This window comes from Spiroplasma chinense (genome assembly GCF_008086545.1).
In the GTDB taxonomy this organism is placed as follows: domain Bacteria; phylum Bacillota_I; class Bacilli_A; order Mycoplasmatales; family Mycoplasmataceae; genus Spiroplasma_A; species Spiroplasma_A chinense.
In genome coordinates this window covers 871,059-886,946 of sequence record NZ_CP043026.1, presented here as the reverse complement: position 1 = coordinate 886,946, position 15,888 = coordinate 871,059, and the positions used below count along the sequence as shown (strand labels likewise).

Genomic DNA, 15,888 nt, shown 5'->3' with positions numbered 1-15,888 from the left:
ATCGAGAATTTATTATGAAACAAGAAATAAACTTTATTGTTGACTTAAAAAGCACGGTAGATACTGGGAATGCTATTACAAGTCAAGGAAAAAGTGTTTTAGGGAATGAAATCAAACTAAATGAACTATTGGCTAAAACATTAGAACAAAACTTAGTTAATTATAATAACAATTTGACAAATGATTTAACTTATTTATTTAATTTAATCAATAAAGCTCAAATTGTCGAGCTTTTGAATACCCATTTAGAGCATTTTTTTATAAATAATAGTAGTATTGAAAAAAATGCAATTGCATTCAAAAGTCTTGTTTTAGTTTGTAAATTTGATGAAGAAATTAGCAAAGAATTTAAAAACTCTAACTCTGTTTTATTAAATTTTGAAGTTTTATTAAAAAATAATGAATATAAATTCTTTATTAAAAGAATTGATTTTATGGATTTACCTTTAGAAAAAACTTCAAATTTAAAGGTTAAAAAAATTGATACAGATATGTGAAAATTCTTGGTTACAACCAATCAAGAATCATCAACAAAAGGAGCATTACAATTTTTAAGTGGTTTGGAAATGTTGTCAAACATTTTCAATGATCAAAGTCAAAATGATAAATTAAAACTTAGACAGTTAAAAAGATTTACAATAGATTTTAGAAACTATAATAAGGAAAAGAAAAGTGATGAATTTTTCTTATATTATTTTGGAGATAAGTCTCTTAAGATCGACAAAGACCCTGTTAAAGATTTAATTTTCTTGTTAGAGTTAGAATCAAGCCAACAGTTACCAAAAAAACATACAGTAATTTATTCTTATGATAAAACCGATGTTGATATAAAAGTGGATTTTGAAGTACAAAGCGAAAAAAATAAACTTATAAAAATAGATAATTTAATTGATGAAGAAGTTTTTAATTGTGAAACTTCAATAAATATTGAAAGTGGTTTAGTTTATAATAAAACTTCTGAAAAAGAAGAGTTAGAAAATAACTATAATAAAAAACAGAATGAATTAAATTCTTTATTTGATAAAGTTGAAAATGATGATCAAGAAAATATAGAATCTAAACAAACTTCTTTGATAAAAGAAATAAAAGAATTTGCTCAAAAATTAGTTTTACTAAATAAGGAAATATCTAAATTAGAAAGTAATATCAAAAACTTAAAAAATAAAATCGAAAATTTAAAAGAAATAAAAGATAAAGCAAAAGACAAAATATTTTTTGAAGTAAAATTAAAGTCATTACGTTCTGATAGAAAAGCTGTAGTTTTTGAACCATTTAATTTAACAATGTTAAAAGATAAAGGTTGAAATGCAAGTAGTTTTGATAAAGGACTTTCAATTAAATACAACAGATATGCAGCTGCTATGTCAAATTTTGCCGCTGGAAATTATAAAAATCCATATTTGAGTTTAGCAATTGAAAACCCAAATAGTATTACAAATTCAAATATTGAATTAAAATCAACTATTAAGTTAAATGCAAAACAAAAACTTGCAGCACAAAAAGCATTAGGTAGTTCTTCGATTTCGTACCTTCAAGGTCCACCAGGAACTGGAAAGACTCAAACGATTTGTGCTGTAATTGATCACGTTGTAAATAATGATGAAAAAAATGTATTAATAACTTCGTCAACAAACGAAGCTATTAATAATGCTTTTGATAGATTAAAAGAACTAACAAAAGATAATCCTAATATGATTTTTTACAAAACCATAAAAAAAGAAAATGAAAATGGGAATAATATTTTTGATAACACAACAATGTATAAACATTTTGTATCAGCAATATTTGAAAACTTATGTCCTGAAGTTGATGATAAAAGTGAAATACTTTCATTATTTAATGAGTTAGAGGAGTTAAACGACGTAGAAATTGATGAATTGATGTTTAAAAACTTCATTAAAAAAGAAAATTTAAAAGATAAATTAGTTCAAGAAAAATATTTTTATTTAACTGGTGAGTCTCTGGATTCGTTTATGAAAAAAGCTGTAGCTTTTTCAAAAGAGGAACAAGAAGAATTTTTAATGAGTAAATTTGAAAGAGCGTTTATTAATTATCAAGACAAAATGGAAAATGAGTTTGATAATAAAATCAAAAGAATCATTTCAAGTTTAAGTGATAACAACAATATTGTAGACTTTAAATCTTTAAAAGCAAAATTTAATTTTACTTCTAGCAATGAAGTTGAAATGTTTAAAAATTTAAAATTAAATTTTAAAAAAAATTATGAATATTCAGATATTGATATAAATTTTGCAAATATAGCTTTAAAAAAAGAATTAATAAATGTAATTGGTCTTACAACTTCTGCAAGTCAAGAAATAAGATATGGAGATATTTCAAAACAATTATTTATTGAGTACCCAATTTATTTTGAAATAGTTGATGAAGTTTCAAAATCAACAACCTTAGAAATAATAAATACAATGTTACTTGCAAACAAAGTTATGTTAGCTGGTGATTACAGACAATTGCCTCCTCATGCAGAACTTGAAAAAATTAAAGATAACGATAAAGGAATCACAAAAGAATTTATAGATTATGTTCTAAGACACAAAAGTGACAACACTATACCAAGTTATGTTGTTGAATATTATATAAATCAAAAATTTATTGATGATCTAAATGTTCCTTTCTTTAAAAAGCACGCACTTGAAATAAATGTTTCTCCGAATTCAATTAACACAAGTTACACAGCTTTGACAGATTCATATAGATTTGTAAATGAAATTAGAGAATTGGTAAACATATCTTATTGTGATAATGAAAAACTTGAATGTCCTCAAGATTTTGATTCATCAAAATTTAAAAAAGTTATTTTAGATTTTGGTTTCAATAGTGATTATCCTGTAAATATTGTTGACACTTCAATGATGGATGGCATGTTTTATGATTATGTTAAAAAGACAAATCAAGTAATTTGTGATGGTCAACAAACAAGTTTTGATCAAAAAATGTTTATTGATAGTTCAAGAGAGATTATTTCAAATTCTAGGTTTAATGAATATAATGCATATGCTGTTCTTAAAATTTTAAAAAACCTAATTAAAAATAATCCAAATTTAAAACCAGAAGAAATAGGAATTATTGCAATGACAAGAAGTCAAGCAAATGTAATTCAACAATATTTAAATATTGAAAATACATTTGATGACAAATGAAAAACAGTAAAAATTGATACTGTAGATAATTTCCAAGGAAGAGAAAAAGAAATAATAATTGTAGATACAGTTAGAGCTAAAAGAAATTTAGATTCAAATAAAGAATTCTTAAAAGATGAATCTAGAGATTTAAGTCACTATAAAAAAATCGAAAGATTAAACGTAGCAATTTCAAGAGCTAAAAATAAATTAATATTAGTAGGGGCTTTTGAAAATCATTTAAATGAAGAAGTAAAAAGTGTTCTTGATACAAGAAACGGTGAAGAAATTATTTCACCATTTGAAATATGGTATAAGAAAATAGAAAGTCAATTAGGAGTATTTAAATTATGAGAAGTAAAATAATTGTAAATTTAAAATTACCAAGTATAAAATTTGATGTAGTTGCATCTTATAAATATTTTGAAGAGATTGACGAAATATCTTCTATATTAATTGCTGTTGTAATTAACAAGAACACTTTTTCTGAAAGGGTAAATGGTTCAAGTTCATTTAAAGATGCAATAAAAACTATTTTAAATTTAAGAGAGTCTAGTTTAGCTTTAATTGAAAAAAGTATTTTATATATATTTACAAATGAAATCATTTTTACAAACAAAGAGTTTGATAAAAATGATTTAGAACAAATTTATAATTTAAATTTCTTTGATCTACAAGTTAATAATTATATAGAAAATAATTTTAAACAAAATATTTTTAAATCAGTAAATGAACAAGAAAAGAAAAAAAGATTTAATTTTATTGTTCCTTTAGTAGATTCTTTAGAATGAAAAATTAATTGTTCATTGGATGAATTTGAAGAAACAAAAAATAGTTTTAATGAAAAATATATTTCAAAAATTGAAAACAGAAAAGAGCTAGCAAATAATTTTATAGAAACAAATTATGCTAATGATAGTTCATTAGAATTATTTGATTTACAAAATAATTTTGATACTTATAAAAAAGGTTTCCTATCAGAAGAGTTAGAATTTGAAATTGAAAATAATGAAATTTTAATGAAAAATGAAAATGCAAAACTTATATCTAATTGATTTTTTGAAAATCAATTGCAAGAAGCAATAGTTAACTCAATTAAAAATTCATTAGATGTTTCAAATTTAATTGAACAAGAATGGAATACAAATGAAAAAGTTTCTATTATGTTTGATAAACATAATGAGATAAAAAAAGTAGTGGAAGAAAACCAAATTATTCCAGAGAACTGAAATAATGAAATGGTTATTTTGTTTGAAAATAAATATTATGCAGTTAAGAAATCTAAAATAAAACTTAAATTATTAACTGATGAAATTTTAGTAGATACTTTTGGATTAAAAGAAATTAAATTTGAAAATCACATAGAAGAGTTATTCCATTCATTCTATACCAATGGAGTGGTAGACTATTCAATGTTCTTGGATCATTTATTTGAATCAAATTCAAAAGAACAAAAAGAAACTGTATTTAAGTTTGTTCTAAATAATTTAGGGAAATACAACACTGAACAATTTATAACTGAAAACATTTTAGATTACAAACAGTTAGTAACTTTTGATAACTTAAAATATTTAGTAAATAGATTGGATGCAAGAATTGTTTTTGAAATCATGAAAGAAAACAACTTTGCAAGTATTGAACATATTAAAGAATTATTAATACTTAACAAAGAAATATTGATTGAAGACTATTATAAAAACTTTGAATGACAATATGAAAATGATAGAATCTTTGAATCATGATTTGATGAAGAATTGTTATTTGAATTATTAGAAGTTAAAGATAAGTATTTAACTTTAATAAATGATAACAACGTTGATAAAAAAGAATTAGATGATCTTTACAATAAACTAGTTATCTTAAAAATTAAAGATTCAAGAATTGTAGAGTTTAAAACTAAAGTTTTAGAAAAAATTAAAGACTTAAGTGATATTTCTAAAGAAGAGTTAATTGGAATTATTACAGAAAGTAGAACAAGACTTGAACAGTGAGCAAAAGATATTGATAAGAATTATAACAAAAAAGGTTCTTTCAAAGATACTTTAGAAGAACATTATTATGGTGATAACTTAAAAGAAGTTATAGATCTTTATAGAGCAGCTTCTAAATTTATTCATAACTCAAATAAAATTTCACCAACAGATAAAGATAAAATCCTAGAAATTAAAAATAAAAGTTTAGAGTTGAAGTTAAAAAGAAAATAGACGCAAAGGTGATGAGTATGAAAAGTATAAGAGAAGTTTTAAGTAATCTTGCCTCACAAAACAGTGAAACAACTTCAAAAATTATAGCGTCAGTAATTTTGAAGGATTATGATCATGGTATTTTTAAAACTCAAACAGAGTTGTCAAAAGAATGCTTTGTCAGTGAGAGTGTAATAACAAAATTTGCAAAACAACTGGGATATAGTGGATGAAAAGAGTTTTATTATTCTCTTAAAAATGAATATAAAAAATATTACATTCAACCAAGTTCAGAATCTGTTGAAACTAATATGTTATTTGAACAAATAAAAATATTTAATAATTATATTAATGTTGAAACACAATTTTTAACAAATTTAGCAAAAGCCATAAATGAAAAGAAAAAAGTTATAATTTTACCTAGTTATCAACTTGAGGATTGTTGTGAATTCTTTTATGAATGTTTAATAGAACTGGGAATGGAAGTTTATTACGTAAAAAACAAGAGTTTATTTCATATAATTTTTTCTAAGAATTTAGAAGAATTTGTAGTCTTGGTTGCAATGTCTGGTCAAGATAATAGTTTTCTAGTAGAAAACTATAACTCTCTAAACAAGGAAGTTCTTAAAAAGAATGGATTTATAATTAGTAGTAGAAGTCAAGAACATAAAATCAGTGATTTTGCAGATAAACTAATTTTAAAATCATACTCTATTTATTCTAGTTTTAAAATAAGAAGAATCTTTCTTGAATATTTATTTGTAAGTGTTACATATAAAATAAAAACTTTCTAAATTAGAAAGTTTTTATTGTATTTAAAGGCAATATAGCAATTTTTTATATTTAATCTATCCTTAAACCTATAGGAGGATTAATATGGAAAAAATAAAGATATATTCACCAGTCGATGGTTTTGTTGATGCTATCGAAAACATGAGTGATGAAGTTTTTTCTAATAAAATGCTAGGTGATGGTTTTTTAGTTAAACCAAAATCAAATGATTTTTACAGCTTTTTTGAAAAAGCAAATGTAGAAATGATTTTTGACACAAAACACGCAATAGCATTGAAAGATGAAAAAACTAATTGTGTAGGTCTAATGCATATTGGATTAGATACAGTAACTTTAAAAGGAGAACCTTTTGAAGTTAAAACTAAATTACAAGAATCTGTAGGTAAAGAACAAATTTTGGTTAGTGCAGATTTATTAACTATTGAGAAAAAGAATATAAAAACAGATACAGCAGTAGTTTTTGAAGTTAATCAATTTGAAAACTTTAACTTTGAATTATTAAAAAAAGGAGAAGTTAAACATGGTGATTTAATAGCTGAAATTACATTTGATAAAGCTGTTGAAACAAATAATGAAATGATTGAATTAATTAAACAAGAAAATCAATTTTTAAGAGCTTCTAAAACTATTTTTAAAAGTGTTGGATCAAAAGAAAATATAAACGATTTCTATAACTGTATGACAAGACTTAGAATAGTTGTAAAAGATCCAAAAAAAGTTGAAATTGAAAAAATCAAAAAAATTGACATTGTAAAAGGAATTAATTGAAATGGAAACGAGTTACAAATAATCATTGGAGGAACAGTTGTTAAGCTTAAAGAAGAGTTCCAAATGGTTTATGACAACGTTGACAGATCAATTAAAGTTGAAAATAAACAAAAATGATATAAAAAAATTATGCCTACAATAACAGGGATAATGATGCCAACTATTCCAGTTTTAATGACTATAGGTTTAATTGGTGCTTTATATAATATTTTACTATTAACTGGTGCTGTAAAAGGACTACCAGAAAGTGGTAATGTTTTAGAATTAGATGTTATGAGTGGTGTATTGTATATTCTTTCAAAAGTAGGTTTAAACTTAATTGGAATTATATTTATTTATACTACTGTAAGATATCTAAAAGGAAATACTGTAATGGCTATATTTATAGGATTTACATTAATTACACCATTGTTTGTATTTGATGGAGTAAATGGATGAGAATTATTTAAAGTGGGAAATACAAGTATTTCTGCAAAAAACTATGTAGATTCTATGTTACCGTTTATCATAGCTGGATTTATTTACTTCTATCTTGATAAATGAGTTAAAACATGAATGCCATCAAGTATTGATGTTGTATTTAGACACACATTATGTTACTTATTTACAATACTTATAACATTATTTGCTGTGGGTCCAATTTTTGGATTATTAGAAGAGGTTATGGCAAGAACATTCTTGGCATTTGAAAAATTACCAGTAGGTATTGGAGTAGCTATATTTGCTTTCTTATGACAAATTCTTGTATTAACTGGATCTCATGTAGCTGTAGTTGTTGCTATGCAACCAGCTGCAATTACTTTAGGATATAGTGTAATTTACTTAGGAGTTTTATTTGCTCCTTGAGGTCAAGTTGCAGCTTCACTTGGTGTTGCTGCAAAAACAAAAGACTCAAGATTAAAACAAGTTGCATATGCTTCATTGCCAGCTGGAATCTTTGGTATAACTGAACCTATAATTTATGGTATTACTTTACCGAGATTAAAACCATTTATATTTGGATGTATTGCATCAGCTGCTGGAGTACTTGTAGCTGCAAACACTGGAGCTTTTGTAGATGTTAAAGGTTACTTTACAATGGGGATAGTTACATTATTAAGTATTGGACCGAAACCAATCTTTATTCTTTGAGCTGTTATTGGACTTGCAGTAACTTTTGGGATTTCATTCTCATTAACATACTTCTTTGATGTTGATAGAGTTACCGAATACAATGGAGTTAAAAAAACTATCAAAAAAATTGCTTGAAAATATTCAAAACTTTCAAAAAACAATATTAAAAAATCAAATGATGAATTAAAAACTATGTTTGCAAAAGATTTGGAATTATTAAAAACAAATCAAAATAAATTTATTGAATATGAAAAAGAATTTGTTAAGTTCCAAAAAATAAGTATTAAAATTGAAAAACTAAATGAAAAAGAAGAAAAAATTAAAGATTCTTTATATAAAAAAGCTTTAAGAAATAAAAATAAAGAAGAATATAAAGTTTTAGCTGAACAATATAATAATTTTAATTTAAATGACAAAAAGCAACCTTTAATTACAAGAAAACAAGAAATAGTTGATGGGTTAGATAAACAAAAAGTTATTTTAGAAGAGATAAGAAACAATTGTTTATTAGAACTTGAAAATAAAGTAGATCAATTAACAAATACATTGAAATTTAATCAGATTTCTGAATACAAAAATGACTTCTATAATGATTTAAATTCACTTGAAATATTCTTTGGAAATATTGATAAAAAAGAATTTAAATTTGATAACAAGTTATATAAAAAAGAATTAACAAAAAGGAGAGAGTTAAATGCATAAGATAAAAAAAGATTTTCTTTGAGGAGCTTCTACTAGTGCTTATCAATTTGAAGGTGCTTGAGACACTGATGGAAAAGGAAAAAGTGTGCAAGATATTAAAAAAAGTTTTCCAGAAGGAGTTACTGATTTTAAAGTATCTTCAGATCACTATAATCATTGAAAAGAAGATGTAGCATTAATGGCTGAACTTGGTTTAAAAGCATATAGATTTTCAATTGCTTGAACTAGAATTATTCCAAATGGTGTAGGTGAAGTTAACGAAAAAGGTATTGAGTTTTACTCAAATTTAATTGATGAGTTATTAAAATACAATATAACTCCAATTATCACCATGTACCATTTTGATTTACCTGAAGAACTTGAAAAAATAGGTGGCTGAACAAATAGAAAATGTATTGACGCTTTTGAAAATTATGCCAAAGTTTTATTAGAAAACTTTGGTGATAGAGTTGAATATTGATTAACTATTAATGAACAAAATATGATGTCATTAGTACCAGAAGCGATTTTGGGTAAAGAAAAAGCAGAACAAATTTCTCTAAAAGAGTTGTACCAAGCAAATCACAATATGTTTTTAGCTTCTGCGAAAGCAACTATTCTTTGTCATAAAATGACAAAAGCAAAAATTGGTCCTGCTCCAAATATTACAACAATTTATCCTAATTCAAATTCACCAGAAGATTATTATGCTGCTATTAATTTTAGTGCATTTAGAAATTGATTCTTTCTAGATCTTCCAGTATATGGTATTTATAATAAAGTTGCTTTAAATATTTTAGAAAAAAATAATGCAATGTTTGATATATTACCTGGAGATATGGAAATACTTAAAGAAGGTAAACCCGACTTTATAGGATTTAATTATTACACAACAGCTACAGTTAAAATGTATGAGAAAAAAGAAAATAATTCTTCTAACCAACAATCGGGTGCTAAAATGGAAAACTTCTATATTCAAACAGATAATCCAAATCTTTCAAAAACACAATTTGGTTGAGAAGTAGATCCTTATGGTTTTAAAAATACTTTGATTGAACTAAATGAAAGATATCATTTACCAGTTCTTTTAACAGAAAATGGAATTGGTGCTTATGATAAGTTAACTGATGAAGGAAAAATACATGATCAATATAGAATAGAGTACTATCAAAATCATTTTAAATACATGTTTGAAGCTATTGAAGAAGGAGTAGAACTTTTTGGTTATTGTCCTTGAAGTGCATTTGATTTAGTTTCTACACACGAAGGAATTAAAAAAAGATATGGTTTTATTTATGTTGATAGAACTGATGATGATGTTAAGGAATGTAAAAGATACAAAAAAGATTCATTTGATTGATACAAAAAAGTTATTGATTCAAATGGAAGTGACATTGCATAGATTTAAAAAACACATTTTTAAATGTGTTTTTTAAATCTATGCAATAAATAGTCACATATAAATGAAGAAAAAAGTAATAATAGAAAATAAAAGTATAAAATAAAAGTGAGTTAAATTAATAATACTTTAATTTTACCTACATATATAAGATTAAAAAAGGAAATAATTAGTATGAATATAAAAATGGAAGATTTTGAGAATAAAACGAACAACTATGAAAGAATTTGCTTATCTGGAAATTATGGTGCAGGAAAGACCTATCTAAAAGATGAATTTTTTAAAAAAAATAAAGATTTTTTAAAAGTTGAATTAAATGCTGTGAATGACAAGGATTCTATTATTGAAACTATATTAGTTAATCTCAAAAGAAATAAATGGTTAAGTTGAAGGTGTGTAATTGCCACATATGGAGGGGGGCCTTTTTTGATAAAGTTAAGGGCTTTTTTAAATACTTTTCTTTCAATTCTTGCCCCCGTATTATTTTCGGTTGCCTTAGGTATTCTTGTTAGCAAAAATAATTATGTAGGTTTTAAACTAAACTTTACTTTAGGTTTTGCTATTTCATTTTTAATTATTTTTTTTATTATTTTTTATATATTAGTTTTTTCCCTATGGAATTTAAAGCCAATTACAAATTATTCTTTAGAAAAAATAAAATTAAAAAAGGCTTTTTCAAAAAGTGATTTATATTTTGTTATTGAAGACTTAAATAGAATAAAAACCGAAGAACAATACAAATTTTTGACTGATTTTATTTTATATTTCGATAAGTTAAAATTAATTAGTAATAAAAAAAGTATAACACTTATGGATATTGAGCAATTTGATAGAAGAGATAAAAATGAAATTGAGTTTGGTAAATATTTTGATTGTTTTTATTATTTAAAATATAATAAAAAAGAAAAAAACGAAATTTTAAGAAAAATAATTAATGATAGTAAATACAATAATAATCAAAAAAAACTATGAGAAATTTTGCATTGTGAAAGAACATTAAATTGAAATGTTACTATAAGTAATTTTAATCTTCTTATAAATTATTTTGCTAATTTTAGAGATATTATATTAATTTTAGAAAAATTGAATAGTTTTTTTGATGAGTATGACGGGAAGTTTGAATTTGTTTCAAATGATCTTTTCGACATAAATTTTTTACAAGTTTATGATAATGAATTATACTTTTTGATATTAAATCACCCATCATTATTGTCTATAAATTGATTATATATGGATGGGAAAGAAAATGTGCCAATGGATGAAAATGCAAAGAAATTCAAAAGTAAAATTTCTGAAAAAAAAGATAATAATTTTTATCAAATTATTGATAAATTTGTTATTTTTTCAGATACTTTACTTTATAAACAGTCATTTTATTCTAATTTTAAAGATGAACCACTAAGAAACTCAATAACAAAACTTCAAAATTTTGAATTTTACATTAATCCTTCATGACATAAAGATTTGAAAAATGTTTATTTGAAATTGGATAAAATAGAAGATTTTGCAAATGATTACAAGGTTTTGTTTGAGGTGTTAAAAGAAAATCAAGAATATATTGAGTCCTCATTAAATTGTAATGAAGTATTAAAAGTATCTGATGATATAGCGATATTATTAAACAAATATAGTGACAAACTTTATTTTGGATCAGAAAAAAAATTTATGACCTATGTGGAAATTCAAATTAAAGTACATCATTTAGAAAAAATTACTTTTAATATTACAAAATTTATATTCTCTTTAAATAAAGAATATGTTATTAGTATTTTAAATAGGGTTATAGAAAATGAGGGTCCTAGTAATCTGCAAGAATTATGAATTATGAACTATATATATAGTAGATTTAGGGATATTGCTTATTCTTCTTCCGATGAAGGAAAATTGCAATCATTATTAAAAACTTTTAATTTTAATTTAGCTTTTGATGAAATTGTATTGTTAAATAAAAAGGACTCGCTTATCAAAATTATTAATAAAATTTATAAATTTGATAATGATTCTTTTAATTTTTTAATTAATTTATGTATTATAGATAATCAAAACTTTAGAGTTTTATTTGCGTGTTACTCAATGGAGAATTATAAAAAAGTAATTGATTCTGCTCTAGAAAGAAGTTATAATGATCAAAATTATGAGAAGAGAGAAAAGTTGACACAGTTCTTAGTGAGTAAATTGAGAAATGATATTATTAACTTTGAACAAGAGAAAAATAGGATTTATAAAGAAAAAAGAGAATTTTTAGATAAAATATTAGAATATTATGAAGAAAAAGACTTTAAATAGTATTTTATGAAAATTTGTCCTTAAATAATAATAAAAAACTGTGTTTTAATTTAGGAAAATTTTAAATGTACGAGGTATGTATGAATAATAATAATAATAATAATAAAAAATATAAAAAAGCATCTAAAATCTACTTTGAATTTCAAAATATTTATTGAAATTATAAAAAAATTTGCAATTTTTTCTCAAAAATATCAAGTTATGAAAAAATAATATTACTTGATATAGAAGCGTTTTGATGAGAGGATAGTAAAAAGGTTCAATCTAGTGATGATTTTAGAATTCCTTTCTTGATAGGCAAACAAAATATAGTATTATCTGATGGTGTTTTAAAACTTGGAGTTTATAAGAGCTTTTCATTTTATAAAAATATTACTAAAAGTAATGTGATGGAAAATGAAGAAAAACTGAAAAATGATTTTTTTGAAGATATCAATTTTGATGAAAAATGCGCTTATATTTATCTTGGGGGAAGAATGGAAAAGAATTTTTTAAAAAATTTAAATAATAAAAAAAATGTTTGGTGTAAAGATTTATATGAAGTTTTGGATGATGCAAAATTAGAAAAAACCCAATTATTAAAAAATAGAGATATTTTGACATTTGGTAGGCGAAAAATGAATATCGACGGAAAAGATGTAAGAATTATGGCTATGAATGATATTTTGCATAATACGTCTAAACATTTAGAAAATATTATTAAATATAATGAGATGGAACTAAGAAATGCTGCGAATTTTATTGTTTCAATGCACAAAAAAATTAACCAAAATTTCAAAAAAATCTTAGTGCAATTTATTGATAATAATATTTAAAGGTTAAATTAATATTTTTTAATTATTTTTTTAATTATAAGTAATTGATGTATTTTTATTAAATAAGTAAAATGTTAATTCACTAATTAATTTTAATTACCATTTTTAAAATTATTTAATTTTATTTTAATTCCTACAAAGTGACAATATTTTTCTAAAATTTTATATTCTTTAGTTAATTTTATAACCTCTTTAAAATCTTCTTCAAACTCTTTTCTGAACTCTTTTTCTAGTATTTCATATGTTTCTTGTGTTGGAAAATTGAGGTTATCTTTTAATTCTCTTATTTTCCATTTATTAAATTATCTCATTTAGCCAGAAATGGTCTTAAAATCTTATTCAAATATATTAATGATATTTTTGCAGAATTATTCGCATTCACATTTTCTAATGTATAGTTTCTGACGTTTTTAAAGAGAAGATATGTAGAATTTAATACATCTTTACATTTTCCGTTTTCGTCAAAAACATTAGAAACTACTCGAGTCATCATCTCTATAAAACAAAATCAAGCCAATCTTTTATCGGGTGATTCTGAAACTTTGTTAATTTTTATGATTTTTAAATCAACATTAAACCACATTTCTAAAACTTCTTTTAAATCAGAATCTACCATTTTCATTGTTTTTTTATCAATTTCTTTTTGCTCTTCTTTTATATCCAAACCCTTTAAGTGCTTATTTCTTTTGCTTAAAATAAATAGCTTTCGAAAAAAATATATTAATACAATAAAAAAAACAAGAATCATAAATATAATTGTAAACGCATTAAAATTTTTATTTAAAAAGTCCATATATGATACCCTTCCTTTAAAAGTATTATATAATTATTTTGGTGATATGAATGGAAAATAAAATACATAAAGTATATATTAGTTTTAAATATACTGAAAACAAAAGATATAGGGAAGCGTTGACAGAATTAAATGATAGAATAAGAATTTTTGAAGATTGATCAGTTTTTGAGGGTGATATACCAGATAAAGGATTAACAGATGAACAAATTAGAAGAACCATAAGAGATGAATATATTAGAGAAGCAACTGTTTTAATTTTACTGAATGGTAAAAAAATGTATGATAGCAAATTTATAGATTGGGAACTACACGCAGCTATGTATGACGGTGAAAAAAATAAGAAAATGGGAATCTTAGTTATAAATTTGCCGGAGGTTAAGCATGAAGACTGTGATTTGAGTCATTCTGGTGAAATTGAGAATATTTATTTGGAAAATGGAGAATTTAGGACTTGGTCTCCTGTGGAAAAACAATATGATATTCAAAGAGAGAGGCACAAAAATGCGCCAACAAGACTTGTTAAAAATTTAATAAGAGATAATGTTGCAATAAATTTTGTTCAATGAGAAGAGTTATTTAAAAGAGGAGATTCTATAGCTGCCGATAGAATTGTTAGTTTGGTAGATTCGGCCTTTAAAAGGAGAAAACAAAATGATTATGATGTAAGCGACAAACTAATGGGTAGAAAAGTATAAGAAAGTAATAGAGGTAAAAAAATGAGTAAATTTAGTATTTTAAAGGAAAGAGTATTGGAATTATCTGAAGAAAAAAAAGATTTTAATAAAGCTTTATTGGAATGAGAATTTGTAAATAGTGGTGTTGATTATGGAATGAATTCAAATTGTATCTGCACACAAGAGAATATAAAGTACCTTAATGAAATTAAAAATAATCTAAATGGTAATAAGTTAGAACCTATAGGCAGTGTTTGTATAAATAAATTTGGTAATTCAGAATGAAATGATATATTAAATAAATATGAACTAATAGTAAGATGAAAAAGTTCTTTGAAGAAAGGAGTAATACCAAAGTTTTTTATAAGAGATGCAAATGATAAAATTATTAATAATAAGAACTTCTTCTCTAGAAAATTTATTAAATTTTTGTATAATGATAAAGCGTTTGAATCAGATGGTGATAATTGAAGTGGAAAATCAAAATTTGAATTCATGACTAAAATGTTTGATAAAACAAAAAAGAAAAATATAACACCCCAACAATATTGAAGAATAGAAGAAATTATCTCAAAAGACATAATTAAATTTATAGAAAATTATGTTATTAAGGAATTGAATGGTTAATTTTTATAAATAAATAATTTTAATTTATTAAATATTTGCAATTAATTTGATAAACAACCTTAAGAGGACATACCTCAAAAAAGAAAGGTTGTTTTTTATATACCGAAAAAAATAAAATAAATAATTAAATTAATTGTTTTTTTCAAGAACTATAGTTGGAGTGTACAGGTATAATCAAGAAAAAACCAAAAAAATTATTGTTTGATTGCAAGGAAGGTTATGTTATGACTAAACTTATTAAAAATGCGATTCTCTTTGAGATAATTAGATAATTAGAAAAGTGAATTTAAAGAAAGATAATGATTCACTAGAAAGTAATAAAAAAATAAAATAGTTGGAAAAGACACGTCTTCATGCCAAATCTTAAACATGGAGGGGAAATGTAAATAACGTAATTTAAAGCAGACTATATATAAATTATCTATAAATGAATTTATATGACAATTTAAATTTACAAATTTGAACAAGATTATTTCTATAGGGTTTTTAATGTTTCAAGAATTAAATTTTTTGAACCGATGAAAAAAAATGTGTATATTATCCATATTTAATGTATTCCTAAGATGTAAAATATTTATAGTTTTACCTAATCACAATCTAAATATAAATCTAAATAC

Annotated in this window: 10 protein-coding genes; 9 read left to right on the top strand and 1 reads right to left on the bottom strand. The window is 23.6% G+C overall.

Going from position 1 to position 15,888, the window contains the following annotated elements; all coding sequences use genetic code 4:
* Positions 1-14: 14 nt before the first annotated feature.
* The 7 genes from SCHIN_RS03985 (at position 15) to SCHIN_RS03955 (ending at position 13,174) form a co-directional block, all read left to right on the top strand.
* A complete protein-coding gene (locus SCHIN_RS03985; RefSeq protein WP_166508350.1) occupies positions 15-3,503 on the top strand; it encodes an AAA domain-containing protein in 3,489 nt (1,162 codons plus the stop codon).
* Positions 3,488-5,341, top strand: a complete 1,854-nt coding sequence (locus SCHIN_RS03980) for a hypothetical protein (RefSeq protein ID WP_166508349.1) — start codon at positions 3,488-3,490, stop codon at positions 5,339-5,341. The genes SCHIN_RS03985 and SCHIN_RS03980 overlap by 16 nt, the downstream gene beginning before the upstream one ends.
* 17 nt (positions 5,342-5,358) lie before the next feature.
* Positions 5,359-6,114 (top strand): MurR/RpiR family transcriptional regulator, encoded by a 756-nt coding sequence (locus tag SCHIN_RS03975; protein WP_166508348.1) that lies wholly within the window; start codon positions 5,359-5,361, stop codon positions 6,112-6,114.
* 82 nt (positions 6,115-6,196) lie between these two features.
* Positions 6,197-8,695, top strand: a complete 2,499-nt coding sequence (locus SCHIN_RS03970) for a PTS glucose transporter subunit IIA (protein ID WP_166508347.1) — start codon at positions 6,197-6,199, stop codon at positions 8,693-8,695.
* A complete protein-coding gene (locus tag SCHIN_RS03965; RefSeq protein WP_166508346.1) occupies positions 8,688-10,076 on the top strand; it encodes a glycoside hydrolase family 1 protein in 1,389 nt (462 codons plus the stop codon). Before SCHIN_RS03970 ends, SCHIN_RS03965 begins: the two co-directional genes overlap by 8 nt.
* Positions 10,077-10,247: 171 nt before the next feature.
* The gene (locus SCHIN_RS03960) at positions 10,248-12,359 is read left to right on the top strand and encodes a hypothetical protein (RefSeq protein ID WP_166508345.1); all 2,112 of its coding nucleotides are present in this window, start codon (positions 10,248-10,250) and stop codon (positions 12,357-12,359) included.
* An 80-nt stretch (positions 12,360-12,439) separates the two neighbouring features.
* Positions 12,440-13,174, top strand: coding sequence for a ribonuclease H-like domain-containing protein (locus SCHIN_RS03955; protein WP_166508344.1), 735 nt, complete (start codon positions 12,440-12,442; stop codon positions 13,172-13,174).
* Positions 13,175-13,457: 283 nt separating this feature from the next.
* Here the strand turns inward: SCHIN_RS03955 and SCHIN_RS03950 are convergent, their stop codons facing one another.
* Positions 13,458-13,838: a hypothetical protein gene (locus SCHIN_RS03950; RefSeq protein WP_166508343.1), complete on the bottom strand. Its 381-nt coding sequence runs from the start codon at positions 13,836-13,838 to the stop codon at positions 13,458-13,460.
* 179 nt (positions 13,839-14,017) lie between these two features.
* On the opposite strand from SCHIN_RS03950, the gene SCHIN_RS03945 reads away from it, so the two are divergent.
* A complete protein-coding gene (locus SCHIN_RS03945) occupies positions 14,018-14,665 on the top strand; it encodes a TIR domain-containing protein (protein ID WP_166508342.1) in 648 nt (215 codons plus the stop codon).
* Between the two features lie 21 nt (positions 14,666-14,686).
* The gene (locus SCHIN_RS03940) at positions 14,687-15,271 is read left to right on the top strand and encodes a hypothetical protein (protein WP_166508341.1); all 585 of its coding nucleotides are present in this window, start codon (positions 14,687-14,689) and stop codon (positions 15,269-15,271) included.
* Positions 15,272-15,888: the final 617 nt, after the last annotated feature.